The sequence below is a fragment of the Cryobacterium sandaracinum genome (genome assembly GCF_004403415.1).
Lineage (GTDB): Bacteria > Actinomycetota > Actinomycetes > Actinomycetales > Microbacteriaceae > Cryobacterium > Cryobacterium sandaracinum.
The window spans coordinates 36625-62757 of the sequence record NZ_SOGO01000042.1; the positions used below are offsets into that span (position 1 = coordinate 36625).

22 protein-coding genes and 1 tRNA gene are annotated in these 26133 nt (G+C 66.8%); 14 read left to right on the forward strand and 9 right to left on the reverse strand.

The genetic code is table 11. The annotated features are described in order from the left end of the window. Positions 1-152: 152 nt before the first annotated feature. The 3 genes from E3T25_RS15400 to E3T25_RS15410 form a co-directional block, all read right to left on the reverse strand. The gene (locus E3T25_RS15400; protein WP_241980916.1) at positions 153-866 is read right to left on the reverse strand and encodes a TIGR03943 family putative permease subunit; all 714 of its coding nucleotides are present in this window, start codon (positions 864-866) and stop codon (positions 153-155) included. A 39-nt stretch (positions 867-905) separates the two neighbouring features. Next, positions 906-1928 (reverse strand): permease, encoded by a 1023-nt coding sequence (locus E3T25_RS15405; RefSeq protein WP_134375241.1) that lies wholly within the window; start codon positions 1926-1928, stop codon positions 906-908. 81 nt (positions 1929-2009) lie between these two features. After that, a complete protein-coding gene (locus tag E3T25_RS15410) occupies positions 2010-3473 on the reverse strand; it encodes a WD40 repeat domain-containing protein (protein WP_134375243.1) in 1464 nt (487 codons plus the stop codon). Positions 3474-3746: 273 nt separating this feature from the next. Here E3T25_RS15410 and E3T25_RS15415 point away from each other — a divergent pair, with 273 nt between their 5' ends. Together E3T25_RS15415 and E3T25_RS15420 are read left to right on the forward strand one after the other, a co-directional pair. Next, complete coding sequence (locus E3T25_RS15415; RefSeq protein ID WP_166785114.1) at positions 3747-4526, forward strand: HAD family hydrolase; 780 nt, start codon at positions 3747-3749, stop codon at positions 4524-4526. Further along, on the forward strand, positions 4523-7030 hold the full coding sequence (locus tag E3T25_RS15420) for a glycoside hydrolase family 65 protein (RefSeq protein WP_104100610.1): 2508 nt from the start codon (positions 4523-4525) through the stop codon (positions 7028-7030). The genes E3T25_RS15415 and E3T25_RS15420 overlap by 4 nt, the downstream gene beginning before the upstream one ends. A 237-nt stretch (positions 7031-7267) precedes the next feature. On the opposite strand, the gene E3T25_RS15425 is transcribed toward E3T25_RS15420, so the two are convergent. Together E3T25_RS15425 and E3T25_RS15430 are read right to left on the reverse strand one after the other, a co-directional pair. Then, positions 7268-8062 carry an SGNH/GDSL hydrolase family protein gene (locus E3T25_RS15425; protein WP_134375245.1) on the reverse strand — a complete coding sequence of 265 codons (795 nt, stop codon included), beginning with the start codon at positions 8060-8062 and terminating at the stop codon, positions 7268-7270. Between the two features lie 259 nt (positions 8063-8321). Next, a complete protein-coding gene (locus E3T25_RS15430; RefSeq protein WP_104100612.1) occupies positions 8322-9797 on the reverse strand; it encodes a hydroxymethylglutaryl-CoA synthase family protein in 1476 nt (491 codons plus the stop codon). A 189-nt stretch (positions 9798-9986) separates the two neighbouring features. Here E3T25_RS15430 and mvaD point away from each other — a divergent pair, with 189 nt between their 5' ends. The 3 genes from mvaD to E3T25_RS15445 are packed head-to-tail and all read left to right on the forward strand — an operon-like array spanning position 9987 to position 14439. Continuing rightward, positions 9987-10997: a diphosphomevalonate decarboxylase gene (gene mvaD / locus E3T25_RS15435; protein WP_241980917.1), complete on the forward strand. Its 1011-nt coding sequence runs from the start codon at positions 9987-9989 to the stop codon at positions 10995-10997. Positions 10998-10999: 2 nt separating this feature from the next. Further along, positions 11000-12067, forward strand: a complete 1068-nt coding sequence (locus E3T25_RS15440) for a mevalonate kinase family protein (protein ID WP_104100613.1) — start codon at positions 11000-11002, stop codon at positions 12065-12067. Next, positions 12064-14439, forward strand: a complete 2376-nt coding sequence (locus tag E3T25_RS15445; protein WP_134375247.1) for a hydroxymethylglutaryl-CoA reductase, degradative — start codon at positions 12064-12066, stop codon at positions 14437-14439. The genes E3T25_RS15440 and E3T25_RS15445 overlap by 4 nt, the downstream gene beginning before the upstream one ends. Before the next feature lie 261 nt (positions 14440-14700). Here E3T25_RS15445 and E3T25_RS15450 read toward each other — a convergent pair whose 3' ends face one another. Continuing rightward, on the reverse strand, positions 14701-14982 hold the full coding sequence (locus E3T25_RS15450) for a helix-turn-helix domain-containing protein (protein ID WP_134375249.1): 282 nt from the start codon (positions 14980-14982) through the stop codon (positions 14701-14703). A 199-nt stretch (positions 14983-15181) separates the two neighbouring features. Between E3T25_RS15450 and E3T25_RS15455 the strand changes: the two genes are divergently transcribed. Together E3T25_RS15455 and E3T25_RS15460 are read left to right on the forward strand one after the other, a co-directional pair. Beyond that, positions 15182-15940 (forward strand): DUF222 domain-containing protein, encoded by a 759-nt coding sequence (locus tag E3T25_RS15455; RefSeq protein ID WP_134375251.1) that lies wholly within the window; start codon positions 15182-15184, stop codon positions 15938-15940. Between the two features lie 196 nt (positions 15941-16136). Further along, the gene (locus E3T25_RS15460; protein ID WP_134375253.1) at positions 16137-16406 is read left to right on the forward strand and encodes a hypothetical protein; all 270 of its coding nucleotides are present in this window, start codon (positions 16137-16139) and stop codon (positions 16404-16406) included. A gap of 114 nt (positions 16407-16520) precedes the next feature. Here E3T25_RS15460 and E3T25_RS18005 read toward each other — a convergent pair whose 3' ends face one another. After that, on the reverse strand, positions 16521-16874 hold the full coding sequence (locus tag E3T25_RS18005) for a recombinase family protein (protein ID WP_420898250.1): 354 nt from the start codon (positions 16872-16874) through the stop codon (positions 16521-16523). A gap of 604 nt (positions 16875-17478) precedes the next feature. Continuing rightward, complete coding sequence (locus E3T25_RS15475) at positions 17479-17985, reverse strand: DUF4395 domain-containing protein (protein WP_166784794.1); 507 nt, start codon at positions 17983-17985, stop codon at positions 17479-17481. 123 nt (positions 17986-18108) lie between these two features. Between E3T25_RS15475 and E3T25_RS15480 the strand changes: the two genes are divergently transcribed. Next, complete coding sequence (locus E3T25_RS15480; RefSeq protein ID WP_134375257.1) at positions 18109-18435, forward strand: hypothetical protein; 327 nt, start codon at positions 18109-18111, stop codon at positions 18433-18435. A gap of 232 nt (positions 18436-18667) precedes the next feature. Here E3T25_RS15480 and E3T25_RS15485 read toward each other — a convergent pair. Further along, a tRNA-Leu gene (locus tag E3T25_RS15485) sits at positions 18668-18751 on the reverse strand. 239 nt (positions 18752-18990) lie between these two features. Here E3T25_RS15485 and E3T25_RS15490 point away from each other — a divergent pair. The 6 genes from E3T25_RS15490 to E3T25_RS15515 are packed head-to-tail and all read left to right on the forward strand — an operon-like array spanning position 18991 to position 26096. Continuing rightward, complete coding sequence (locus E3T25_RS15490; RefSeq protein WP_104100621.1) at positions 18991-19740, forward strand: FhaA domain-containing protein; 750 nt, start codon at positions 18991-18993, stop codon at positions 19738-19740. After that, entirely contained in the window at positions 19737-20321 is a 585-nt protein-coding gene (locus E3T25_RS15495; protein WP_104100622.1) for an FHA domain-containing protein FhaB/FipA, read from the forward strand. Before E3T25_RS15490 ends, E3T25_RS15495 begins: the two co-directional genes overlap by 4 nt. A 4-nt stretch (positions 20322-20325) precedes the next feature. Next, the gene (locus E3T25_RS15500; protein ID WP_134375259.1) at positions 20326-21555 is read left to right on the forward strand and encodes a PP2C family protein-serine/threonine phosphatase; all 1230 of its coding nucleotides are present in this window, start codon (positions 20326-20328) and stop codon (positions 21553-21555) included. Then, positions 21539-22945, forward strand: a complete 1407-nt coding sequence (locus E3T25_RS15505) for an FtsW/RodA/SpoVE family cell cycle protein (protein WP_104100624.1) — start codon at positions 21539-21541, stop codon at positions 22943-22945. The genes E3T25_RS15500 and E3T25_RS15505 overlap by 17 nt, the downstream gene beginning before the upstream one ends. Continuing rightward, complete coding sequence (locus E3T25_RS15510) at positions 22945-24396, forward strand: peptidoglycan D,D-transpeptidase FtsI family protein (protein ID WP_104100625.1); 1452 nt, start codon at positions 22945-22947, stop codon at positions 24394-24396. Before E3T25_RS15505 ends, E3T25_RS15510 begins: the two co-directional genes overlap by 1 nt. Continuing rightward, positions 24393-26096, forward strand: coding sequence for a protein kinase domain-containing protein (locus E3T25_RS15515; protein WP_104100626.1), 1704 nt, complete (start codon positions 24393-24395; stop codon positions 26094-26096). The genes E3T25_RS15510 and E3T25_RS15515 overlap by 4 nt, the downstream gene beginning before the upstream one ends. The last annotated feature ends 37 nt before the right edge of the window (positions 26097-26133 follow it).

Genomic DNA, 26133 nt, shown 5'->3' on the forward strand with positions numbered 1-26133 from the left:
CCGCGGGCGGCGCCCGAATCACCCGGGAACGTGCCACGCAGCTCGGCGCACTCCGGGCCTCCCAGCCGGCGTTTCGGCAATTTCTCCGAGTTTGCGTAGCGACGGATGCAGCGGGCACCGGGCGTCAGAGCGGCCCGATCAGCTTGCCGGCGTCAGTAGACGTACGGCTGGGCGGGCTGGTCCGTGGGCGTGATCTCGCTCGGAACAAGGGCGATGGTCTCATCGCTGCGGATGCTCGGGTTGGTGTTGAAACCGCTCTCGATGGCAACCCAGCTGTCGGTCGGGAATTCGTCCTGCCAGCCGGGGTAGTAGACGGGGATGCCGACCGGCTGCGCGTCGACCGCGCAGCAGGACACGACGAAGCGGGCCACGAAGAACACGTTCTCGGGGTCGCTCGTGTCGGGCGTGACGAACCCGGTCACGGTCGCGGTCTTGTCGGCGAAGAAGTCCTCGCCGGCGCCTTGGCGCAGCAGCGAGGACCAGTCCCGCACGGTGAAGGTCGAGTAGTCGCCGCCGACGAGGTCGCTCGCCTCTTTCTGCGTGATGAGCGAGGTCGAGCCGTTCAGGTCGCGCTTGGCGACCGTGGCCGTGGTCAGGGTCGCCGGCGGCAACACCAGGAGGCCCACGGTGGCCGCGACGATGATCAGGATGCTGCCGGCCGGCCAGAGCCACGCCCAGCGTCCTCCGTCGTCCTCAGGCAGCTCGTGCTCGTGCTCGTCTTCGGCTGCGGGCAGGAGAGCGAATGCGGCCACGACCAGCGCGGCGGCGATCACGGCCATCACCATGGTGAACACGAAGTACCGGGGGTGGATGTAGAGCCCGAGCTGCCCGCTGACCCCCAGGTAGACCGTGGCCACAATGCCCACGATGCTGAGAAGCGCGCCCGCCAGCGCCGCAGGAGCCGTCTAAACGACATAGTTGATCGCCAATCCGAGAACCGCGGAGCAGAGAGCCACAATCAGGGTGAGCTGCATCAGGGTCTTGGCCGTGAAGGTCGTGCGCAGCAGGGCCAGCATCTTGATGTCGATCATCGGGCCGAAGACCAGGAAGGCCACGATGGCACCGGGCATGAACGTCGCACCGAACGAGAGGACGAAGAAGGCGTCGACGTTGGAGCAGATCGAAACCACGAAGGCCAGGGCCATCAGCGCCAGCACGGACCAGACCGGGTGGCTGCCGAGCGTCACGAGCACCTCGCGAGAGACGGCGGTCTGGATCAGCCCGGCCAGTCCGGCGCCGATAAAGAGCGCCGGCAACATCGCGCTGGTCTCCTTCGTGAACAGGCCGGCGCTGCGCTTGATCTTCCCGTCGGCCGCGTCATGGTGGTCGCCGAGTGCACAGGCATCCTGAAACCGGGGAGCGAGCAGGGACTCGGGTTTCGGGTGCCGGCTGTAGATGTAGCCGATCAGGTTGGCGATCAGGAATCCGCCGGCGATGCGCCAGACCAGGATACCACTGTCCCAACCGAAGGCCTGCTGGGTGGTGATGATGGTCACCGGGTTGAGGATCGGGGCCGCGAAGAGGAACGTCATCGATTCGCCGACCGTCAGCCCCTTGGCGATCAGGCCGCGCGCCAGAGGCACATTGCCGCACTCGCAAACCGGCAGCAGCATGCCCAGCAGCGAGAGTACGACCCGCCGGGCGACCGGGTTCTTCGGCAGGCGCCGCAGCAGGAACCCCTCCGGCAGCCAGGTCTGCACCACGATCGACAGCACGATGCCGAGGAAGACGAACGGCAGCGACTCGATCACCACGCTGATCGACAGGGTGACGAAGTCGCGGAAGGTGTCCGCCAGGGTGTCGGCAGGGGCCGACGGCGCAAACACGCGCAGCAGGATCACTAGCCCGATGATGACGAGGCCGACGGAGAGGCCGCGGCCGGGCCTCCGGCGCGCGGTGAAGGGCCGCGCGTCGATGGTCTGACTCATGGGTATATCTTGTCCTGTTTCGACTCGGTTGCGCTCGGGACAGGAAGCCATCGGCAGGAGGTTGGCGGGGGTATCCCTCGGTTAGCCGCACCAATCAGGGAGAAAACCGGACACGCTACGGCTGCTGGTGCCGCGGTCGAGGTCTACCAGGGTGGTCGTCATGCCCGAGAACGCGGGCAGGGTCGGGTAGTCGTCGCCGAGGCCGGCCGCCGGGATCGTCTCCACCGCGAGGTACTGGCCGTTCGGCGAGACGCAGAAGTCCCGCACGCGCGACGCGTCCGACGCGGGAGTGAACGCGACGCTCGAGTCGGCGGCGTCGGTGACGGCGATCAGGTAAGTCAGCTGGTTGCTGTCGCCGGTCTCCTGCAGAAACAGGCGGGCGTAGCGCCCCTGCTCGGTGAGGAGTACGAGCTTGCCGGGGTAGGCGCTCGCTTCGAGCAGGCTGGGCGCGAGGTCGAGTGTGGTCACGGCACCGTCGGCGAGGTCGATCGTCGAGCCTTGGTCGGGGTCGGCGACGACGAGCGCGCGGGTGCCGGGAACGAATCCGCGCATCTCGTCGTGCTCGCCCAACGGGGTCAGCACGGCGTCGCCGAGCATGTCGATCAGGAACAGAGTCTGCCCGGCGTTCTGCACGACGAGAGAGGTGCTGTCCGGCACGAAGCGCAGGTCCATCACCGTCATCGGCAGGCCGTCCACCCCGGTGACCTCGGCCGGGAGGCCCGAGGACTCGGTCAGGTCGTAGACGAAGGGGGTGCGGTCGTAGCGGCGCCCCGCCGTCTCCGGGGCGCTGGTGAAGGTGTACGCGATCAGGGTTTTCGACGGGGAGGCCGCCAGGTTCTCGATCACGCCCGCGCCCGGCACGGGCACCTGCACGTTGTCCCCGCCCCCGAACGAGACCACCTCGAGGGTGGCCGTGTCGTCTTCGGCGAGCGTGACGGCGGCGAGGTGGTTCTCCAGGGCGACATACTGCTGGATGCGCGGGGCGCTGAACACGATGTCTCCGTCGCCCCGGCCCTGCAGGGTCGTTCGGCGCACGGTGTCGGGCCGCTTCGCGCCGGCGTCATCCACCCGGCTGTCGCGCTGCAGCGCATAGATGTCGACGTCCGGGGTCGTGAACTCGTATTCCAGGGTGGCGGTGGCGTCCTGGGTGATGCTCGCGACATCCGTCACCGTCACCGTATAGACGGTGTTGTAGCGCAGGATGCCGGCGAACTCCACCGTCAGGGCGCGGTCGGCGACACGGGCGGAGACCTCTGTAGCCGGGGATACCGCCACTTGGCCGGCTTGGACCTCGGCCAGCGGCTGGTTCGCGGTGAGCAGCAGGCGCGCGTTGCCACGCGTGACGGCGGCGTCGAGGTTGATCTCGGCGGAGGCCAGGCGGGGACCCTGGCTGAAGTTGGCCATCGCGAGGCCCGCCACCAGCAGGACGAGAACCGCGACCGTGACCGAGAAGAGCTGTCGGAAACGCCGGCCCGCCAGCCGCGCGGAGCGCGATCGATTCGCGGACGCGGGTGCGGCCGAGAGCGCGCTCCGTTCTTGGTTCATCCTGCCAATAGTATCGGCCGATTTTCCGGGCGCGCCGGAGACCGGGGGATCAGGGCCGCGCAACCGGAGAAATCGGCGCAACGCCTTCGGGGGCATAGGATCGGGGGGAGTATTCAGGCGTATGCAGTCCTAGCCCTGGTCCGCAGCGTCGTCAATCGCATTCCTCGCCGCGTTGGCGCACATCACGTCGATCCCCCGATCGAGATCGTGATCATTTGACCGCTTCGATCAGACCTCCCACTGTCTCAGGACCTACCAAGCAAGGCATCAGTTATGACTTCTACGCGATTCCCCCTGTCGCGCGCGGAAACGCGCGCCCGGCTCCTGTCCATGCGCGGTGTACTCTTCGACCTCGACGGGGTGCTCACGCCCACCGCCGATGTTCACATGGCCGCCTGGTCGCGCCTGTTCACCCGCTTTCTCGAGGACCAGGGAGTGAGCCCCGCCTACAGCGAGGCCGACTACTTCCAGTACATCGATGGCAAGCCCCGCTATGACGGCGTGCGGTCGCTGCTCGCCTCCCGGGGCATCCAGCTGCCCGACGGCGACCCGACGGACGCCCCGGAGCGCAACACCGTCTGCGGCCTCGGCAACCGCAAGAACGAGGCCTTCAACGAGACCCTCGCCGAAAGCGGCGTCACGCCCTACCCGGGATCGATCGAGTTCCTCGACTACGTCGTGGCCGCCGGCCTCGCCGTGGCCGTCGTCACCAGCTCGCGCAACGGGGAGAAGACCCTCGCGGCAGCCGGCATTCGCGGACGCTTCGAAATCGTCGTCGACGGCCTGCTCTCGGCCGAGCGTGGCCTGGCCGGCAAGCCGGCCCCCGACACCTATGAGCTCGGCGCGGCACTCCTCGGCCTCGATGCGGCCCAGTGCGTCGTCGTCGAAGACGCGCACTCGGGCATCCAGGCCGGCCGCGCCGGCAACTTCGGCCTCGTGCTCGGAGTGGACCGCGGCGTGGGCACGCAGACCCTGCTCGACGCCGGGGCCGACGTCGTCGTTACCGACCTGCACGAGCTGCTCCCCAACGTCGAAACGGAGGCCGGAGAATGAACCGGATCACCGACACGAACGACCCGCTCGACCGCAACCGATTTCCGATCGACGAGTGGGCCCTGGTCGAGAAGGACTTCTCGGGTGACGACATGGGACGCACCGAGACGCTGTTCGCCATCGGCAACGGGTACCTCGGCCTGCGCGGCAACGTGGACGAGGGCCGGGACGGCCACGCCCACGGCACGTTCATCAACGGGTTCCACGAGACCTGGCAGATCCGGCACGCGGAAGAGGCCTTCGGCTTCGCACGCGTCGGGCAGACGATCGTCAACGCGCCGGATGCCAAGATCATTCGCATTTACGTCGACGACGAGCCGCTCGTCCTGACCCTCGCGGATCTGCTCAGCTATGAGCGCCGCCTCGACTTCGCCGGCGGCATCCTCTCCCGATCCCTCGAATGGCGCACGCCCTCGGGCAAGCGCGTGCTGATCCAGTCGCGCCGCCTGGTGTCGTTCACGGAACGCCACCTCGCAATCCTCGAGTACGAGGTCACCATGCTGGACGCCGACGCGTCGGTCGTTATCTCCAGCCAGATCCTCAACCGCCAGGACGGCATCGGCGAGTACGACGCCCCGAAGCCCACCAACGGCAAGGACTTCGACCCGCGTAGGGCCGAGTCGTTCACCGACCGGGTGCTGCGCCCCCGCTTCAAACGGGCATCCGAGGGCCGCTACATCCTCGGCTTCCGCTGCACGAACTCGGGCATGACCATCGCCTGCGCCGCCGACCACCAGCTTGAGACGCTCAATGAGTACGACGAGGCCTCGCACATCGGCGACGACCTCGCCAAGCACGTCTACCGCATCAAGGCCAAGCAGGGCCAGTCCATCCGACTGACCAAGACCCTCAGCTACCACACCTCCACCGGCGTGCCCACGCACGAGCTCGCCGACCGGTGCGACCGCACGCTCGACCGCGCCGTCGCAGCCGGAACCGAGCAGTACGTCGCCGAGCAGCGCGACTGGCTCACCGCCTTCTGGGCGCGCACGGATGTCGAACTCGCCGGCCAGCCTGCCCTCCAGCAGGCCACCCGCTGGAACTTCTTCCAGCTCGCGCAGGCGTCCATGCGAGCCGACGGCCAGGGCGTGTCCGCGAAGGGCGTGTCCGGATCCGGCTACGGCGGTCACTATTTCTGGGACACGGAAGTGTACGTGCTCCCCTTCCTGACCTACACGTCACCGAACGCCGCGCGCAACGCGCTGCGGTTCCGGCACGCGATGCTCGAGCACGCCAGGATGCGCGCCACCGAACTGAACCAGCTGGGCGCGCTGTTCCCGTGGCGCACGATCAACGGCCTGGAGTCGTCCGCGTACTACGCCGCCGGCACCGCGCAGTATCACATCGACGCTGACATCTCCTATGCGCTGACCCAGTACGTGTCGGCCACCGGCGATGAGGACTTCCTCTCCCGCGAGGCCATCGACATCCTGGTGGAGACGGCGCGCATGTGGGCCGACCTCGGCTTCTGGCGCGGCAACGGCAACGACGTCTTCCACATTCACGGCGTTACCGGGCCCGACGAGTACACGACCGTCGTCAACGACAACCTCTACACGAACATCATGGCCCGCTCGAACCTGCGGGACGCGGTCACCAGTGTGCGCAGACTGCGCGAGGTCGACATCGCCTCCTACGACTTCATGGTCGCCCGCCTCGGACTCGGTGAGGCCGAGATCATCGAGTGGTCGTTCGCCGCGGAAGCAATGCACATCCCCTTTGACAAGACCCTGGGCATCCACCCGCAGGACGCGCAGTTCCTGGAGAAGGAACGTTGGGACCTCTCGCAGACGCCGCCCGCCAACCGCCCGCTGCTGCTGCACTACCACCCCCTCGTGATCTACCGCTTCCAGGTGCTCAAGCAGGCGGATGTCGTGCTCGCCCTCCTGCTGCAGGGTGACCAGTTCACGCCGGAGCAGAAACGTGCCGACTTCGACTACTACGACCCGATCACCACGGGTGACTCGACGCTGTCCGACGTCGTGCAGTCGATCATCGCGGCCGAGGTCGGCTACCACGAGCTGGCGCTCAAATACTTCACCTCGGGCCTGTTCGTCGACCTCGCCGATCTGCACCACAACGCGGCGGACGGCGTTCACGTGGCATCCGCCGGCGGTGTCTGGAGCGCGCTCGTCTACGGCTTCGGCGGCATGCGCGACCACGGCGGCAAGATCACCCTCGACCCGCGACTGCCTGAGACCTGGGAGGCGCTGACCTTCCGCGTCACGCTCCGGGGAACCCGGCTGCGCGTGGACGTGCGGCAGAGCGAGGTCAACCTCACGATCGAGGAGGGCGTCGACGTCATGCTGTCCGTGCGCGGTGTTTCCGTCATCGTGCGGATGGGCCTGCCCATCACGGTCGCGCTGACCCACCAGGGCCCGCGCGACCCGGGAGCACCCTCTCGGACCTTGGTCGAGGGCGGGCGACGGGCCGACGGCACCGTCATCACGTCCTCGATCCCGACGATCGCGCACACCACCGAGTTCCTGGAGCCGAACGACTAGTTCGCTTCCGCGGGGAGGGCCACGGCACATCGTCGGGGGCCCTCCCTCGTTTCTAGCCCTGGCCCCGGCCCCGGCCCCTCGTCCGTCGCTCTGGCAATAACCAATTCGACGGTGATTTCGCGATAGTGACCGCATTTCACAGGAAATAGGTCGATTTTCGTCAAAATCTCCGTCGAATTCGTTCGCGGCGTCGGCAGGCCAGTGCCCGGGGAGCCGGGAACCGGGACTGCTACCGAGTTACAGCGCCGCCTGGATGGCCGCCGCGTAGGCCTGGTAGCCGGCGGGGGTCGGGTGGAAGGCATCCGGACCGGCGAAGTAGACCCACGAGTCGACGTCTCCGATGCCGTGGCCCGCGAAAGCCGCGGACACGTCGACGTATTCGATGCTGGAGTTCGGTCGGATTGCCTGGGCCTGGGCTACGACGCCCTGGATGGTCTGGTTTAGCAGCATGGTTGCCCCGTTGAGCTGGGCGATCAGCGGGTTAGCCGAGGGGGCAAAGAGCAGCGGGTAGCCGGTGACGACCACGTGGGCATTCGGGGCGGCCGCCGCGACGCGCGCGTAGGTGTCGGCCAGACGGGCTGTAAGCTCGCCGGAATAGATCAGGGCGCCGGCGGTGGAGATGGCGTTCCCGCACGCGACCGGATCCGCGGACGCGCACGCCGCCGCCACGCCGGCCACATTCAGATCGTTGCCGCCCACGGTAAGTGTCACCAGGGTGGTCCCCCGGTTCAGGGACGACAGCTGCGTGGTGGTCACAGTCCCGGTGGTGGCCAGGCTGCAACTGACGTTGCGCAGCAGGTTCGTGCCCTTCACCGCGTCCAGAAGGGCGGGGTAGCCATTCGGGCTCTGCAGGCAGCTGTCCACGTAGTCACCGCCGCCTTGCCCGGCCGCGTAGGAGTCGCCCAAGGCGACGTACTTGTTGGCCGGGGCCGTGGGTGCGGCGGATGCCGGTAGAGCACCAGCGGCAAGCACGCCCGAGGCGGCGAGGATGGCGGCGAGGACGCTGGACAGGAGTCGGATTCGGGGTTTCATGGCCCGACTTTACTCGGATCTGCGCTCTAGGTGCAGGGTTGATTTCGGCACGACCTCAGCGACTCCCGCAAAGCGGCCTGGCGCTCAGCCAGCTCGGCTTTCTGGGCCGCCCGTGCTCACGGTGCCGACCTCACCAATTCGACGGAGATTTTGCCGGGATCACCCCGATCGGTGCGAAAAACCGGGTCACGGAGCAAAATCTCCGTCGAATTGGTTCGCGCGCTCAGGGGATTGAATCGCGCGTCAGGCGGCAAGAACGTCAGGCGGTAAGGGGCACGTAGCGGTAATACTCGATGCCCTGGTCGTAGAAGTCGGGGCCGTTCGCGGTGCCGAGGTGGTCGACGACGAACTGGTCCTCGGCCGGGGCCGGCACGAGGTCACCGGGGCGCCCCTCGTGCAGCGCGATGTACTGCGCCTCGGTCAGGTCGACCGGGCCGTGCAGGGCGGTCTCGAAGTTGATGCGTGCGGCGGCGGCCTGCCAACCCTCGGCGACCCGCATCGGGAGAGCCTCGGCGGCGTCGCCGCTGCCGTAGCCGAGCGCCAGCCACTCCTGGCCGGCGAGCTCGAGGCCCTCCGTCAGTGCGTGCTGCAGACCGGATGCGAGCCACGCCGGCAGGGCGGCCGTGTAGAGGTTGCCCAGGTCGCGCATGGCGTCCGAGCCGAGGCCGAGCTTCTCGCTGACCAGGGTGTTCCAGACTTCGGTGCTGCGCAGGTGCTGGCGCAGGCGGCGGGACAGCGGGAAGACGTCACCGATGATCTCGCCGATGTCGGCCCCGTTTCCGTGGAACGGCGAGGGTGCGCACATCTCGGCGAGCAGGAGGTCGGCGTCGATCCCGGCATCCGCGCAGTGCGCGCGCAGCTGGTCGCGGCCCGATTCCTCGTCGGCCGCGAGCGTGAACAGGTAGGCCATCACCCAGCCGGTCGCCGGCATCTGGTGGTACGGGCGGTGCATGAACACCCGGTCGACCTCGTTGAAGTAATCGAGGGAATTGCCGGGGCGCTTTCCCAGCATGGCCGTCATCGCGTGGTGGGTCGCGTCGATGTAGCAGCTGGTCGAGTACCGGCCGTTGAACACGGGCAGGTCCTGCATCTGCCCGTCGTCGCGGGGCGGCTGCCCGCGGAAGCGCGCGAACGGCTTGCGGAAGTCGGCCACCCGGTAGTCGGAGTCGCTGCCGGACCCGGCCAGATTTACTTCCAGCAGTCGGGCCTCGCTTTCCAGGAGCACAGCGACGGCGCCTGCACCTTGGGTGGGCTCGCCGCTGCCGCCGCGAGCGTATTCGGCGATGTCGGCGGAGACGACGATGGCCTGGCGGCCCACGCCATCCGTCGCCAGGTAGCGCAGGGCGGCCTTGATGCCGTAGACGCCGGCGAGGCAGGCCTGCTTGAACTCGGGCACCTCGCAGTCGCGCGCGAGCAGCGGCATGCCATGGGCGGTGAGGGCATCGTTGACCATGCCCTTGACGATGACCGCACCGGCCGAGTTGTCGCTGCTGGATTCGGTGCCGAGGGCCAGGAGGCCGACCTGACCGGGGTCGATGTCGTAGTCGCGGATCAAACGCCACACCGCGTTCGCCGCGAGCGTGTAGACACTCTGGCCTGGGCCGCGCATGCGGAAGCTGCGTCCAACGACGTTCCGGACCTTCCCCCACGGCTGGTCGTTCCAGTCGCACCAGGCTTCGAGCTGCACCCGGTAGGGCGGCACGAACAGGGAGAATCCACTAATTCCAGGCGTCAACAGTTCCCTCTTCAGGTTTGGCGTGGTTGTTCACCCACACCGGGTCTCAAACGCACCACTCCATTATCAACGGATCGGTTGGTGAAAGTGGTGACCAGGATCAGATCGTCAGGCGGAACCGACCCGATCACGGCGGTGCGGCCCCCCGGGAAGCGACTAAAATCGAGTGAACCCGATCGGAGCACCACTGTGGACCAACCCATCGATGGTGGCGCCACCGCCGTGGCCCGCGCGCACAGCAACATCGCCCTCGTCAAATACTGGGGCAAGCGCGACGCCGCCCTGAACACGCCCGCGGTCGGCTCCATCTCGGTCACGCTAGACGCGCTCTACACCGACACCCGCGTCACCTTCACGCCCGGTCTGGTCGCCGATGAACTGTGGCTGGCCGGATGCCGCGTCCCGGCCACGCGCATCAGTCACGTTCTCGACCTGGTGCGTGGGCATGCCGCCAGCATGGGCCTGTCCGCCGCCCGACTGAACGCCATCGTGACGTCGACGAACAACTTTCCGACCGGGGCCGGCCTCGCCTCGTCGGCATCCGGCTTCGCCGCCCTCGCGGTTGCCGCGTCCGGCGCCGCCGGCCTCACCCTGGCCGACCGGGAACTGTCGATCCTGGCCCGGCACGGCTCGGGCTCGGCCGCCCGCTCGATCTTCGGCGGCTTCGCCGAGATGCACGCCGGCACCGCCGCCGACGGATCGGACGCCTACGCGGAAGAGCTGCTCGACCGGGCGGGCTGGCCGTTGGCGGTCGTCGTGGCGATCACCGAGCACGGCGAGAAATCGATAAATTCCACTATCGGCATGAACGAGAGCAAGGCCTCCTCGCCGTTCTACCAGGCCTGGCTTGACTCGGCCGACGACGACCTCAACGAGATGCGCTCCGCCATCCGTGACCGCGATTTCGCCCGGCTCGGGCAGCTCTCCGAGTACAACTGCCTCAAACTGCACGCCCTGATGCTCACGACCCGACCCGCACTGATCTATTGGAACGCCGCGACCGTCGCCGCGATGCACGCCGTGGCGGGTCTTCGCGCCCAGGGCGTGCCGGCCTATTTCACCATCGACGCAGGGCCGCAAGTCAAGGTGCTCTGCCTGCCCGGCGACGCCGCCGCGGTTCAGCGGGCGATGGTGCTCGTGCCCGGGGTGCTCGAGGCGCGCATCAGCGCGCTCGGCCCGGCCGCCTGCCGGCTGGAATGACCATGGCGACGACTCTGCCGACGCCTCCGCCGAAGCCGACGATCCGCGCGTCCGCGCCCGGCAAGCTCTTCCTGCTGGGCGAGTACGCCGTGCTCGAGGGCGCGCCGGCCCTGCTCACCTCCGTCGACCGACGCGTAGAGGTGACGGTCGACGAGTCAACCACGGGCTCCTGGCAGGTCAGCGCGTCCAATTTGGGCATCCGGAACCTGGTGTTGGGCACGGATGGCGCCCTCCCGGCCGGGCTCACCGACCAGCAGCGCGACCACCTCCGCGTCTTCGACCAGGTGCGCGTCGCCGTGCAGGCCGCTGCGCTGCAGGCGCGGGTGCTGCCGCAGAGTCAGACCCCGCTTGCCATCACCATTGACAGCAGCGCGCTGTCCCGGGGCGGCCACAAGCTCGGCCTCGGTTCCAGCGCCGCCACCGCCGCCGGCCTGACCGACGCCCTGGCCCGCGCCCTGGGCCTGACGCTCGACCGGGACGAGCTGTTCCGCCTGGCCCACGCCGCCCACCGCAGCGCGCAGAACGGCGCCGGCAGCGGCGGAGACGTGGCCGCGAGCGTGCACGGCGGGTTGATCCGCTATGCCCCGGGTGCCGCAGTGGTGCCTCTGCGCTGGCCGGAGGAGCTCTGCATTTCGGCCGTCGTCACCGGCGAAGGTGCGCTGACCACCCGTCTGGTGGGCCGCGTGGCCGACTACGCCGCCGAGAACCCCGCCCGGCACCGGGCCGACCTCGACCGGCTGAAACACCTCGCCGAACAGGCCGAGGCGGCGCTGGCCAGCCCGGCCGATTTTCTGAGCCTCGCCTCCGACTACTTCGCGGCGCTCACCCAACTCGACGCGCATGCCCAGGCCGGCATCGTGAGCGAGCGACACCGTGAACTACACGCCCTCGCCCGGCGCAAGGGCGGCATCTTCAAGACCAGCGGGGCCGGCGGCGGAGACGTCGGTCTGGCCTTTAGCTACGCTGGAGAACCCACCGAGCGACTCGCCAGGGCACTCGCCCGGGCCGGGGCCGCCATCGTCCCGCTCGGCTTCTTCGCCGCCGGCCTACAGGGAGGCACCGCGTCATGAGCCGGTCCCGCATCCCCCGCTTCTACCAGTTGTCGGTCAGTGAACGCATCGCGCTCCTCCGGCAACGTGGTGTCCTGTCGACGGATGCCGCCGCGCACCTCGCAGACGGAACGTCCGCCCTCGACGTGGAGGCCGCCGACCGGTTGATCGAGAACGTGATCGGCGTCTTCTCAATGCCGATGGGACTCGGCCTGAACTTTCAGATCAACGGCCGGGACCACCTGGTGCCGATGGTGGTCGAAGAGCCCTCGATCGTCGCCGCGGTCAGCTCCGCGGCCCGGCTGGTGCGCCAGGCCGGCGGGTTCACGAGCGTCGCCGACGAGCCGCTGCTGATCGGCCAGATCCAGGTCGTCGACCTTATCGACCCCGAGCGCGCCCAGGCTGACCTGCTCGCGCGCGGCGACGAGCTCGTGGCGTTGGCCGACAGCGGGCATCCGAAAATGGTGGCGCGCGGCGGCGGCGCCCGCGGCATCGAGGTCTTCCTGCGCGGTGCGACGGCGCAGAACGGCGAACTGCTCGTAGTGCACCTGCTGGTCGACACCCGCGATGCGATGGGCGCCAATCTCGTCAACTCGATGTGCGAACGGCTCGCCCCACTGGTCGAGGAGATCAGCGGCGGCCGCGTGTTCCTGCGCATCCTCTCCAACCTCACCGACCGGGCCCTGGTGCGCGCCCGTGCTGTGATCCCGCACGCGCTGCTCGAGACCGCCGACTTCCCCGGCGAACGCGTGCGCGACGGTATCGTGCTCGCAAACGAGTTCGCGGCCATGGATCCCTACCGGGCCACCACGCACAACAAGGGCATCATGAACGGCATCGACGCCGTCGCCCTCGCCACCGGCAACGACTGGCGGGCGATCGAGGCGGCGGCCCACGCCTACGCCGGCCGCGGCGACGGCTACGGCCCGCTCACCACCTGGAGCGTGAACGACGCCGGCGATCTCGTCGGCGAACTGACCATCCCGTTGAAGGTCGGCACGGTCGGCGGCCAGGTGGAGTCGAACCCGGCCGTACGGCTCGCCCACACGATCCTCGGGGTGTCTTCAGCGCCCGAGCTGGCCGAGGTGATGGCCGCCGTGGGGCTGGCCCAAAATCTGGCCGCCCTCAAGGCCCTGTCGACCAATGGCATCCAGCACGGCCACATGCGCCTGCACGCGCGGGCCGTGGCGGCTGCCGCCGACGCCAGTGGAGCCCGGTTCGAGGAGGTCGTCGAGAGGCTCATTGCCGACGGCGAGATCAAGGTGTGGAAGGCGCGCCAGATCATGCAGGCCCTCGAAGAGAGCAGTGACGGCGACCGGGTTATTGAGCCGGCCGCGCCGGATGCCGGGTACGGCACCGCCGCCGTCGTCGCCTTGCCCGCGGCTCACCCCGCACCCACTGCCACCCTTACGCCCAGCGCTTCCGCCACGTGCGCTGCTGCCCTCACCCCCGGCGCCCCCGGCTCGGATGCCCACCTCGGCTACGGTAAAATCATCCTGATGGGCGAGCATTCCGTCGTCTACGGCTACCACGCGATCGCCGCGCCGATCGGTCTGTCGGTGCGCGCGCAGGTCACCCGCCAGGCGTCGCTCCGCGAACCGGTCATCGCCGACCGGGACGTCGACGGCTCGGTGCGCGAACCGATCCGAGCAGACCTCTCGCACCGGGTGGCGGCGCTGATCGTCACCCGGCTCGGCGTGCCCGACGCCGGCCTTCGGGTCGACGTGTTCTCTCACCTGCCGCGCGCCAGCGGCCTGGGTGCCTCCGCCGCGTTCGCGGTGGCATTGATCCGCGCCGTCGCCGACAGCTTCCAGCTCACGATCAGCGACGCCGAGGTCTCGAGCCTCGCCTTCGAGTGCGAACAGATCGTGCATGGCACCCCGTCGGGCATCGACAACACCGTCGCCACCTTCGGCCGGTCGGTTCTTTTCCAGAGATCGGATGCCCCGGGCGGCCACACGATCCGCGACATCTTCACTCCCCACCCGATCCCCATCGTCATCGGGCTGTCCGGGGTGGAGTCGCTGACGAAGCAGACCGTGGGCCTCGTGCGCAGCGCCTGGCAGCGCAACCCCGCGCGCTACGACGCGATCTTCAGCCAGATCGACGGGCTGGTGTTGGCCGGGGTAGACGCGCTCCGCCGCGGCGACATCGCCGAGCTCGGCGAACTGATGAACATCAATCAGGGACTGCTCAACGCGCTACAGGTGTCGAGCCCGGAGATCGAGTCACTCGTGGCAATCGCCCGCCGCGCCGGCGCCCTCGGAGCGAAGCTGACCGGTGGCGGGGGCGGCGGCGCCATGATCGCTATCGCCGAACCTGGCGGCACCGAACCGATCATCACCGCGATGCGCAGCGCCGGCTACACGACTTACCTCACCGAGATTCGCTGAGCACCCGAAATTCGAACCTGTATTTGAGGTATTCGGAGCTGGGCATCTTGCCATTCCCGACAGCGATAAAAGGCGATTATGGCAGTCGTCCACAGGTTTCACGCGTAGTTATCCACACCGGGCGTTCCAGTAATTATGCGGGCAAAAGCCACATTTCACTCTGCTGTCCACAGGGTTATCCACAAGGCTGTGGATAGACGTATCTTCGACGTCTGCCAGGCCTGCCTGCCCGCCTCGCGGCGCAGGTCTCAATCGGCGGCCCTACGGCGGGCCCACGCGCCCCGGCCACAGGTCGACACCCAAACCGTTCTCCAGACGGGCCACGGTCGCCAGGTCCGGCCAGGACCGCCCGTGCAGCACCGAGAGCAGTGTCGTGTGGTCGAGCCCGGCATCGCGCGCCACGGCGCGCACGCTCCGCTCGCCGATTGCGGCCTGCACGTTCACCGCGAACTGACGGGCCACCTCGCCGACGGCGCCCGCCGACGGCACGTCGGGCCACCCCACCACGAGGTCACGGGGAGCAGGTCGCGCCGGTCTGGACATAGCCCGAGCGTAGACGACGGATGTCCCCCTCGGATCGCCCACCCCAACCCGTCAGTCGAATCCACGGTGGTCGGGCTGGTCGAGACCCGGTGAGCCGCTCTCTGAACTTGTGAACAAACCTTCGAGATAAACTCTGAATCGAGTCTCGAAATACTGACAGACTCTCGACTCTGTGTTCGCTTTGAGGTATCCTCGTATCATGATCAATCTCGCGGATGACCTCAGGCAAGCGGCCGAGGCCGTCGCCCTGCTGGGTTCCTCGAGTGCCGATTATGAGGCGCTGGCTGATGCCGCAGTATTGTCCGGTCAGAAGCAGATCGCGGCGGCTCGCCGCCTGCTCGACACCCGCGCCGCGTGGATGGCCGGCACCATCGCCCGGCGGTCCCGGCCGGAGTTGGGCCACTCCGGGTTGGCGGCGCAGCAGGGGTTTCTCTCGCCGGAGGCCCTCATCCAGAAGTGGACCGGCTCCTCGAAGGGCGACGCCTACAAAATGGTCGCCGTCGGCACCATGATGGCTGATGCCGAAGCAGCCGAGAAGCAGGTCGAGGCGGCGCTCTCCTCGCCCGACGCGGATGCCGCCGAGGTCGCCGAGTTCGAGGCGAAGGTGCCGTGGCAGGCTCCGATCGCCCGGGCCGTCACCGCCGGAACCCTCTCCGTCGACGCGGCCGAGTCGATCCGCTCAGGGCTCGGCCAGATCGACGCCGCGGTCACCGCCGAGAAGCTCGGTGCGGCACTCGAAGCGCTACTCACCGAGGCGTCGTCACTGAATGCCGATCAGGTGTTCAAACGGGCGAGACGGATGCGCGACCGGCTCGATGAGGCCGGCATCGCCGCCCGCGAGAAGCAGGCCGACGACGACCGCTACCTGCGGGTCTACCGGCTGGGCAACGGCAACGTACGACTCAGCGGGCTGTTCGCGCCCCAAGACGGCGAGTTCGTGCTCTCCACCTTCGACTGAGCAGGTCAACGAACACGGGCCGGCCGAACCGGCCGCTCACGGGCAGATCGAGGGCAACCCTTTCCCCATCTCCCAGGAAACCATCGACCGGCTGCTCTGCGACGCCGGCACCCGCGGCATCAAATTCGACGACAACGGCCAGATCATCAACGTCGGCCGCGACGAACGGCTCTTCACCGAGAAACAGCGCGCCGCGATGGCCGTGCGTGACGGCGGATGCCTCTGGATCGACTGCGACAGATCACCGGCCTGGAGCAAAGCCCACCACATCAACGAGTGGTTGAAAGGCAACGGCTACACCGACCTCGCCGACGGGGTACTCCTCTGTCATCCCCACCATCTGCTGCTGCACAACCAGCATTGGACGATCAGCCGCACCGGAACTCAGCAATGGTTGCGGCCACCGGTGGAGGTTGACCCGAAGCGGACACTGATCGCTCTGCCGAGCAAGCGGGCGAACCTGTAGGGCGGGACGGGTCGCCGGGTCTCGACGGGCTCGACCACCGGGGCTGAAACTACCGGAACGACACAAGGCCCCCAATCTCTCGGGGGCCTTTCTGTCCGACTGGGTGGACGGCAATCAACCCATCGTGTTCGCTGTGGGTTGATTGCAAAACTCAAAACTTCGGCCTGACCCCGTGTGCTGGTTGCGTAGTTCCCCGCGATTCTTCTGAATGATCTTGCCGATGCTCTGGCGTTCGACGAAAATCTTCTGAAAATTCATGGAATCGAGGGACAGACCTCCGCTGGCTCCACCGCGCTGTAGCGCCCGCGAGCGCCACGAAAGCTGGAACGCCTTCCTGAACCGCCTACACCCGTGTGTGGTGTGGTGCAGTTTCTGGTCATCGACGATGTCTTTCGCGTCGCGCAGTGACCGGGCGAGGCGGTCGAGCTTGGTGGCCACAAGCGTGTCCCCGGCCCGGCATGCAGCCAGCGCTTCCCGTAGTCCTGGCCGCGCCCGGTTCGTGCCGGTGACCCTTGATCGGTGAACGTCCGGCTATCGGGCACCAGGTAGATATAGATCCAGCACATACGTCGGCGACGGGCATCCCAACAGCGAATGCTGGAATGGATGTGCGCCAACTCACCGGTGACGACCTGGAACTCATTGCGAAAGCGAAAGCGAAAGCGGAAGAGGCAATTGGCGCCAACACGGACGTTGAACGCGGGGTACACACAGTCGGGGCTGCCGTTTGTGATGCCACGGGACATATCCACGTCGGCGTCAACGTTTATCATTTCACGGGTGGCCCCTGCGCTGAGCTCGTCGCGTTGGGATCAGCACGAACCTCCGGAGCGCGCGAGCTAACGGCGACAGTCGGCGTGGCGTGAACATCCCGTGCGGCCGCGATCGCCAAGTTCTTGCCGAAGAGAAAGCGACCGCTGATGCGGCGAGCTCGGTTGCTGGCTAGTTCGACCATGAGTTGTCACGGGACGGCCGGGTGCCTCACGAACGGATAGCTTCCCATAACGCCGTTGACAGTTCCTGATGAGGCAACCCGACCGAGCTGTGGTTCTGCGGCGTGGACCCGACCTTTTCACCTTGCTGCTGCGTGAGGAAGAATTAGTCTGTACAACCACGATCCGAGACACCAATGGGTCGTGGTGAGAATTGTGCCGCCGAGAGCTACCATTCCTCCCAGCACGATTCCCAGCGCTGATAATCCGAAATAGAAGGACAAGGCCGCACCTGCAAGTAGCACGGTGGACAGCAGGTAGGAAAACCGTCGTGGACTCGGCGTGGGGGGAAGCGCCGGAGCGCGAAACATATGGCGAACGACCAAGTTATAGACCAGATCGAGAATCATGCCACGGGGAAATAGTGCCCCTGTGAGAGGAACGATTGCACCCAATCCAAGAATGATAGGCGACTGCAAAATCAATCCGAGAACGATCAAGACAGTGCCCACTGCCGGTGTGAATCGTAGGGGCCATGCGTAACAAGACTTGGCTTCATCATCGAGGCCTCCGAATCCCTGCTTATCCAGATTGGTCTTCGTTAGTTCTCTCAGTGCCGCCACCTTCGATTCCTTGATGCTGGCCATAGGCAACCCCATTTCGCAGATAGGGGCTATTCGTCTTTTCTTAAGACATCTCAATGTTCCTAGGATATCGAACCCATGCCTCCGGCCCGGCGATGAGTGTTCACTCCTGCTCCCGGCACCTACATGGCAATCGACCGTGCCAGTGGCAAGCGCGTCACCAGACCCGTCACACCAGTGACCGTCACCATCCCGATGGATGCCGGAGCCCCAGCCGAACGGAATCAGGACCCCCGGTTGGCCGTGAAGCACCTCCAGAAGTTCGCCTTCAATTACCTCGCGGCGACCATCGCCGCCGTGTCATCGAACCTGCGGAAGATATTCGACTTCTTCGTGAAGACCGCCGAACGTGACAGCGGCGAAAGTCTCTCCCGAGAACACCGACGCAAAGAAGCCACCGGAACACCGTTGAATAAACACAGCGCACTTCCCGCCCTGGCACCGCCGCAGTAGCAGAAACCAACGCCAATTCCGAACGTCACCCCGCGCACCGAACGCTTCAGCTTGCCCACCAGCAGGCTGATTGGCGTTTAAAGCGCAAACCCCCGAGCGGCGAGCGTTAAAACGGCCACCGAACGCGCACTGAGTCATTAAAAGAAGAAGGCCGGCTGAGCATTTCTGCTCAACCGGCCTGTTCGCTTGGATTTCATGAAATCCATTCCTGGATTTCCTGAAACACCCACTGTGCGCGAGGGGGGACTTGAACCCCCACGTCCTTTCGAACACTGGCACCTGAAGCCAGCGCGTCTGCCAATTCCGCCACTCGCGCGAACTTAGGCAGATTAGCACTTTCCGAGGGCACAACGCCATTCGAGACAGGCAGGCCGCGCGAACACAGGTCTGCGCGGCGTGCCGAACATCCTGAACACGCGCCCGATATGCGCCCGACATGGTGACCCGGACTGGCTCCCGTAGGATGACAACCCTCACCGGGTATTGCCCGGCGGGTGAGTTAACACTTGAGACAAGTAACATGCTCATAGCCGAAAGGATCGGATCGGGAGACCTGTGGGCATTCTGGATAGTTTTGAAAAGGGTCTCGAACGCGCCGTCAACGGTGCGTTCGCCAAGACCTTCAGGTCGGGGCTGCAACCGGTTGAAATCACCTCAGCACTGCGACGCGAACTCGACACAAAAGCAGCGGTCGTGTCCCGCGATCGCATTCTCGCGCCCAATCGCTTCACGGTGCGAATGAGCCATGCCGACTTCCAGCGCATGTCCGCCCTTGGCCAGACCCTCCTCGACGAACTCACCGAACTCGTGCAGCTGCACGGCCGCGAGCAGCGTTACCAGTTCGCCGGCGGCGTCTCGATCACCCTGTCCGCGGATCGCGGCCTCAGTGAGGGCATGGTCCAGATCGACTCCAGCACGATCAAGGGCAGCGTCGCCTGGATCCCCGTGGTCGAGGTCAACGGCAAGCGCTATCCCCTGACGCAGTCGCACACCGTCATCGGCCGCGGGAGCGACGCCGACATCACCATCGACGACTCCGGCACCTCTCGCCGGCATGTCGAGATCCTCTGGGACGGCTCCCGTGCCCAGGTGCGCGACCTCGGCTCGACAAACGGCTCCCAGCTCAACGGTTCACCGGTCACGCAGGCCATCCTCGAGCCCGATTCAGTCGTCACCATCGGCCGCACCCGCATCGTCTTCCGGGTCATCGCGCAGGCATCCTCTTCCGAGCCGGTGACCGAGCGTCACCGCGACGGCGGCCGCGAACGTCACGACATGGACGGATTCTGGGGACCCACCGCATGAGCGTCAGTGAGCTCACCCTGCTGGTGCTGCGCCTCGGCTTCCTGCTGGTGCTCTGGCTCTTCATCTTCGGCATCGTCTATGCCCTGCGCAGCGACCTGTTCGGCCAGCGCGCCCGCAAGATGCAGGCGGATGTCGCTGGCTCGGCCGGCGCGCCCGCCGCGTTCCCGAGCGCCACGCCCGTGCCGAGCGCCACCCAGCCTCCCGCCGCTGCGGCCTCCGCGCCGACGGAGCAGTTCACGGCTCGGCCTGGCCCGGCGTTCACCGCCGTGGACGACAAGGCCACCAGCCAGAACGCGACCCGCCTCGTGATCACCTCCGGCCCGAAGTCCGGCACTGAGTTCCCGCTCACCGGCGACTCGATCACGATCGGGCGGTCGGGCGACTCGAGCCTCGTCATCCGTGACGACTACACGTCCACCCACCACGCGCGTCTGATGCTCTGGCATGACAAGTGGATGATCCAGGATCTCGATTCGACCAACGGCACCTTCCTGGACGGCAACCGTTTGGCCGTGCCGACCCCGGTCCCCCTGAACACCACCGTCAAGATCGGCGCAACCAGCTTCGAGCTTCGGCGGTAGCTGCATGGCGACAGTCAGTCACAGCGCGGCCACGTCCCACGTTGGAAAGATTCGGTCCAACAACCAGGACTCCGGCTATTCCGGGCGCCATCTCTTCCTGGTTGCCGACGGCATGGGCGGGCACGCCGGCGGCGACGTCGCTTCGGCGATCGCCACCAAACGCATCATGGATGCTGACCGGGACTTCCAGTCTCCGCAAGACGCCGAGTTCGCCCTGCAGGCGGCGCTGATCGCCGCGAATTCGCTGCTCGCCGAGACTGTGTTCGAGCACGCCGAACTCACCGGCATGGGCACCACCGTCAGCGCGCTGATCGTGCTGGAAGACGAGGTGGCGATCGCGCACATCGGTGACTCGCGCATCTACCTGCTCCGCGAGGGCGAACTCTCCCAGATCACCATCGACCACACCTTCGTGCAGCGACTCGTCGACAGCGGCCGCATCACCGAGGCGGAAGCCATGGTGCATCCGCGCCGCTCGGTGCTCATGCGCGTGCTGGGCGACGTCGAATCGGCGCCGGAGATCGACACCTCCATCCTTGCGACCTTCCCCGGTGACCGCTGGCTGATCTGCTCCGACGGGCTCAGCGGCGTGGTCTCTAATTCGGGCATCGCCGCGGCCCTGCTCAGCCCACTTGACGCCCAAGGCGTGGCCGATCGCCTGGTCAAGGAAAGCCTCGACGGCGGAGCCCCTGACAACGTCACCATCGTCGTCGTCGACATCGGCTCACCCGCCGAACGCATCGACATGCCCACCGTGGTCGGGTCGGCATCCGCTCCCCTCGCCTTCGGCGAGGAGCCCACCCGCGGCCGGGCGCTGCGCATGTCGAGCTTGCGCCTGCACCCCGTGCGTGAGACGCACTTCGAGCCTGACTCCCAGGACTATCTCTCGGAGCTGATCGAGGAAGACAATCGCCGGGCCCGCCGCCGCAAGATCACCTGGCTGGTCGGCATCATCCTGCTGACCCTGGCCATCGTCGGCGCCGGCTTCCTCGGCTACCGGTGGACCCAGTCCCGTTACTTCGTGGGGGTGGAAGGCAGCACGGTCGCCATCTTCCAGGGCGTGCAGCAGGACCTCGGCCCCCTCTCCCTATCCTCCGTCTTCGAGGACACCGACCTGGAGCTGTCCGAACTGCGGGTCTACGACCGGCAGCAGGTCGAAAAAACCATCAGCGCAACCTCCCTCGCGGATGCGTTGCTCATCGTCGAACGGCTCCAAGATGCCAGCGTCCAGTAACCGGTCCACGACGACGGATGCGCCCGCGCGCCCGCCCCGAACAGGTCGCGTGCGCCGACTGCACCTGCCCCAGAAGCTGCGCAACCTCGAGTTGGTCCTGCTGCTCATCGCCTGCGGCATCAACGCGGCCACCGTTGTGCTCGTGCAGCTCGGCGCGCTTGGCCGAATCGACACGACACTGGTGCTGCTCGGCGCCGGCCTGTCGGTGCTGGTTCTGGCCATGCACGTGGTGCTGCGCGTCGTGGCCCGCGAGGCCGACCCGTTTATCCTGCCCATCGCCACCCTGCTCAACGGCCTCGGCATCGCCATGATCTACCGCATCGACCTGGCCAACGAAGAGTCCGGCTGGGCCAGCGCCTCCGTACGCCAGACCGTGTGGAGCGCCCTGGCCATCGGCTGCGCGATCGCGGTCATCCTGATCATCCGCAACCACCGGGTGCTGTTCCGCTACACCTACATCGCCGGGTTCGTCGGTGTGGCACTGTTGCTGCTCCCGCTCGTTCCCGGCCTCGGCCGCGAGGTCAGCGGGGCGCGCGTCTGGATCGGCGTCGGATCCTTCGCCACCTTCCAGCCGGGCGAGATCGCGAAGATCGCCCTGGCCGTCTTCTTCGCCGGCTACCTCGTGCGCAACCGCGACAGCCTCTCCATGGTGGGCAAGAAATTTCTTGGCATGCGTTTCCCGCGCCTGCGCGACCTCGGCCCGATCCTTGTCGTCTGGGCGCTGTCCATGTCCGTGATCATCTTCCAGCGCGACCTCGGAACCGCCCTGCTCTACTTCGGTCTATTCCTGGTCATGCTCTACCTGGCCACCGGCCGCCTCAGCTGGGTGCTGCTGGGCATGTCTCTCTTCCTCGGCGGTGCCCTCATCGCCAGCCAGACCCTGGACTACGTCAACGGCCGGTTCCAGAACTGGCTCGACGCCCTCAACCCGGATGTCTACGGGGCCGACGGCGGCAGCTACCAGCTGGTGCAGGGGCTCTTCGGTCTCGCCAAAGGCGGGCTCATCGGCACGGGCCTGGGCCAGGGCCGTCCAGAGATCACCCCCGTCCCCCAAAGCGACTACATCATCGCCAGCCTCGGCGAGGAACTCGGCCTGGCCGGCATCTTTGCGATCCTCGCGCTCTACCTGCTCCTCGTCGCGCGCGGCTTCCGCATCGGCTTCGCCGGCAATGACGACTTCGGCAAGCTGCTCGGCGTGGGTCTCTCCTTCGTCATCGCCCTGCAGTGCTTCATCGTGATCGGCGGCGTCACCCGTGTGATTCCCCTCACCGGTCTGACCACACCCTTCCTCGCCGCCGGCGGGTCCTCCCTCGTCGCGAACTGGATCATCGTGGCCCTGCTCCTGCGCCTGTCCGACACGGTGCGCAACCAACCCAGGCTGGTGGTCTGATGAATCGTGAACTCAAACGAGTGAGCATCGTGGTCATGCTCATGTTCGTGGCCCTGCTCGTCTCCACGACAATCGTGCAGGTCTTCCAGGCAGACAGCCTGTCCGCGGATGCCCGCAACACCCGCACGCTCTACGACAGCTACTCCGTCGAACGCGGTCCGATCCTCGTCGCGGGCGAGCCGATCGCCCAGTCGATGCCCGCCGACGATGAATACAAGTTTCAGCGCACCTACAGCAACGGGCCGCTCTACGCCCCGATCACCGGGTTCATTCCGCTCAACGGTGCGCCCACCGGGCTGGAGCATTCCCTTAACGGCGAACTCAGCGGAACGTCCGACGCCCAGTTCTTCGACAAGATGAACGCCCTGATCACCGGCCAGAACCCCAAGGGGGCTTCTGTGGAGGTCACGATCGACCCGGTTGCGCAGCAGGCCGCCTGGGATGCCCTCGGCGACCTCACCGGCTCCGTCGTCGTCTCCGAGCCGGCGACCGGTCGCATCCTCGCCCTGGTCTCCAAGCCCAGCTACGACCCGAACCTGCTCACCGTGCACGACAACCAGCAGGTCACCGACAACTATCAGTCGCTGCTGAACGACGACGGTAACCCGCTGCTCAGCCGCGCCACCAAAACCCTCAACCCACCCGGCTCGGTGTTCAAGCTGGTCGTGATGACGGCCGCCTTGGAATCGGGCAAGTTCACCCCGGAGAGCACCTTCCCGAACCCGCCCACGTACCAGCTGCCCGGCTCGTCGGCGGTCGTCATCAACTCCGGCGGCGGCACCTGCGGCGGAGGGGACACCGTCACTCTCGCCACCGCCCTGCGTCTCTCCTGCAACATTCCACTGGCCGAACTAGGTCTGCAGCTGGGCAACAAGGCCATTCGCGACACGGCCGAGAAGTTCGGCTTCAACAGCGACTATTCGATCCCCCTCGACGTGTCTCAAAGCGTGTACCCCACGGTTCTCGACGACGCCCAGACCGCACTCTCGGCCTTCGGCCAGACGGATGTCCGTGCGACGGCCCTGCAGATGGCGATGGTTTCAGCCGCGATCGCCAACGGCGGCCAGCTGATGACGCCCAACCTCGTCGACAAGGTGACCGCACCGGACCTGAGTCCGATTCAGGTCTTCGAGCCGGAAGCAATGAAACGGGTGATGAGCGCCGAAACGGCGGCAACACTGAACCAAATGATGGTCAACGGAGTCCAGGATGGCGCCGCCAGCAATGCAAGAATAGACGGGGTCAAGGTGGCAGGTAAAACGGGCACGGCGGAGAACGCCGAGGACGAGCCTTACACCCTGTGGTTCACCGGATTCGCTCCTGCGGAGGATCCGAAATATGCGATCACCGTTCTCGTTGAAAATGGCGGGGGACTTGGCCAGACAGGGTACGGCAATCTGCTTGCCGCACCTATTGCAAAGGAAGTACTAGAGGCGGTGCTGAACAAATGAGACCCACATCAGGGCTCACCTTCGGGGGACGATACGAGCTGCAGTCCCGGATCGCCATTGGCGGGATGGGCGAGGTTTGGAAGTCGATCGACCTCGTAATCGGTCGCACGGTCGCCATCAAGATTCTCAAGGACGAGTACCTCGGTGACCCTGGGTTCCTCGAGCGGTTCCGCGCCGAGGCCCGTCACGCCGCGCTCGTCAACCACGAAGGCATCGCCAACGTGTTCGACTACGGCGAAGAAGACGGCAGCGCCTTCCTCGTGATGGAACTCGTACCCGGTGAAGCACTGTCCACCATCCTCGAGCGCGAGCATGTCCTCCCCGCGGACAAGGTGCTGGACATCGTCTCCCAGACGGCCGCCGCACTTCACGCCGCGCACGCCGCCGGACTCGTGCACCGCGACATCAAGCCGGGCAACCTGTTGATCACGCCCGAAGGCCGCGTCAAGATCACCGACTTCGGCATTGCCCGCATCGCCGACCAGGTGCCGCTTACCGCGACTGGCCAGGTCATGGGCACCGTGCAGTACCTCTCACCCGAGCAGGCCAGCGGCCGCTCCGCCTCGCCGACCACCGACATCTACTCGCTCGGCATCGTCGCTTACGAAAGCCTCGCCGGCCGCAGGCCGTTCACGGGCGAGTCCCAGGTCGCGATCGCCATGGCGCAGATCAATGAGACCGCCCCCGACCTGCCCGACACGGTGTCGGAGCCGGTGCGCAACTTGGTGATCTCCTGCCTGGCCAAGAACCCCGCGGACCGTCCGGCCTCGGCCGCGCACCTGTCCCGTGCCGCCGCAGCCCTCCGCCGCGGCGACATCGCGGCCGCTGCGGCATCCGTGCCTGCCATCATGAACGGCGTCACGCCCACCTCCGCGACCATGTTGATGCCCGGCGCCGGCGGAATGCAGGCCACGACCGTGCTGCCCACCGGAGCGCCCGCGACGCGTGCCTCCGCGACGGCGGAACCCGAGGAAAAGAAGCGCAGCCCGTGGACCTGGCCGCTGATCGGCCTGATCGGCCTGCTCGCGCTCGTACTCACCGGCACCCTGATCGCCCTGTTCACACAGGACAACACGACGCCGGTGGAGACGCCGACCACGTCGGCACCGGCATCGGTGACTCCGTCCCCGAGCAAAACGCCCACCCCCTCGGCGACCCCCGCGCCATCGCCGACCCCAACGAGCAACACCGTCGAAGTCAGTCTGGCCGACTACCAGGGACTGACCAGCACGGAGGCGCGCGACAAGCTGTCCGGGCTGGGATTCGTAGCGGATGTCCAAGCCGGCAACGCGGCCACCACCCCGGAGCAGATCGCCGACACCGTCTACGACGTGAACCCCACCGGCCCGGTGACGAAGGGTTCCACGATCACGGTCACGGTCTACGCCCCCGCCGTCACCCCCGACGACCCGACCGCGGCGCCCACCGTCGCCCCCGCCTCGGTCGCCGCCGGAGCAGAGGCCACGGTCACCTGGGCTGCACAGTCCTGCCCAAGCGGCCAGACCCTCTCCGGCTATGAGGTCGTGGCCGACGGCGACGCCGTCTCCCCCGGCCCGATCAGCCCGGACGCCACCTCTACGAAGATCACCGCGGGTCCCGACGCCGGCACCTTCACGGTCAAGTTCCGCTACATCTGTGGCCAGGTCGCATCGGCCTACTCGAAGTCCAGCACACCTGTCACCGTCACCCCGGCGGCGTAGCGGAGGCTCAGGAAGGTACGGCTAAAATACGGTGAAC

What these genes read in the sequence shown, in the direction of transcription:
- E3T25_RS15420 (WP_104100610.1), top strand. Translation starts at nt 4,523, where the DNA reads ATGAACCGGATCACCGACACGAACGACCCGCTCGACCGCAACCGATTT.
- E3T25_RS15450 (WP_134375249.1), bottom strand. Translation starts at nt 14,982, where the DNA reads ATGTCCAGACCGGCGCGACCTGCTCCCCGTGACCTCGTGGTGGGGTGG.
- E3T25_RS15410 (WP_134375243.1), bottom strand. Translation starts at nt 3,473, where the DNA reads ATGAACCAAGAACGGAGCGCGCTCTCGGCCGCACCCGCGTCCGCGAAT.
- E3T25_RS15425 (WP_134375245.1), bottom strand. Translation starts at nt 8,062, where the DNA reads ATGAAACCCCGAATCCGACTCCTGTCCAGCGTCCTCGCCGCCATCCTC.
- E3T25_RS15505 (WP_104100624.1), top strand. Translation starts at nt 21,539, where the DNA reads ATGCCAGCGTCCAGTAACCGGTCCACGACGACGGATGCGCCCGCGCGC.
- E3T25_RS15440 (WP_104100613.1), top strand. Translation starts at nt 11,000, where the DNA reads ATGGCGACGACTCTGCCGACGCCTCCGCCGAAGCCGACGATCCGCGCG.
- E3T25_RS15495 (WP_104100622.1), top strand. Translation starts at nt 19,737, where the DNA reads ATGAGCGTCAGTGAGCTCACCCTGCTGGTGCTGCGCCTCGGCTTCCTG.
- E3T25_RS15405 (WP_134375241.1), bottom strand. Translation starts at nt 1,928, where the DNA reads ATGAGTCAGACCATCGACGCGCGGCCCTTCACCGCGCGCCGGAGGCCC.
- E3T25_RS15415 (WP_166785114.1), top strand. Translation starts at nt 3,747, where the DNA reads ATGACTTCTACGCGATTCCCCCTGTCGCGCGCGGAAACGCGCGCCCGG.
- E3T25_RS15480 (WP_134375257.1), top strand. Translation starts at nt 18,109, where the DNA reads ATGGCAATCGACCGTGCCAGTGGCAAGCGCGTCACCAGACCCGTCACA.
- E3T25_RS15500 (WP_134375259.1), top strand. Translation starts at nt 20,326, where the DNA reads ATGGCGACAGTCAGTCACAGCGCGGCCACGTCCCACGTTGGAAAGATT.
- E3T25_RS15445 (WP_134375247.1), top strand. Translation starts at nt 12,064, where the DNA reads ATGAGCCGGTCCCGCATCCCCCGCTTCTACCAGTTGTCGGTCAGTGAA.
- E3T25_RS15475 (WP_166784794.1), bottom strand. Translation starts at nt 17,985, where the DNA reads ATGGCCAGCATCAAGGAATCGAAGGTGGCGGCACTGAGAGAACTAACG.
- E3T25_RS15455 (WP_134375251.1), top strand. Translation starts at nt 15,182, where the DNA reads ATGATCAATCTCGCGGATGACCTCAGGCAAGCGGCCGAGGCCGTCGCC.
- E3T25_RS15515 (WP_104100626.1), top strand. Translation starts at nt 24,393, where the DNA reads ATGAGACCCACATCAGGGCTCACCTTCGGGGGACGATACGAGCTGCAG.
- E3T25_RS15510 (WP_104100625.1), top strand. Translation starts at nt 22,945, where the DNA reads ATGAATCGTGAACTCAAACGAGTGAGCATCGTGGTCATGCTCATGTTC.
- E3T25_RS15460 (WP_134375253.1), top strand. Translation starts at nt 16,137, where the DNA reads ATGGCCGTGCGTGACGGCGGATGCCTCTGGATCGACTGCGACAGATCA.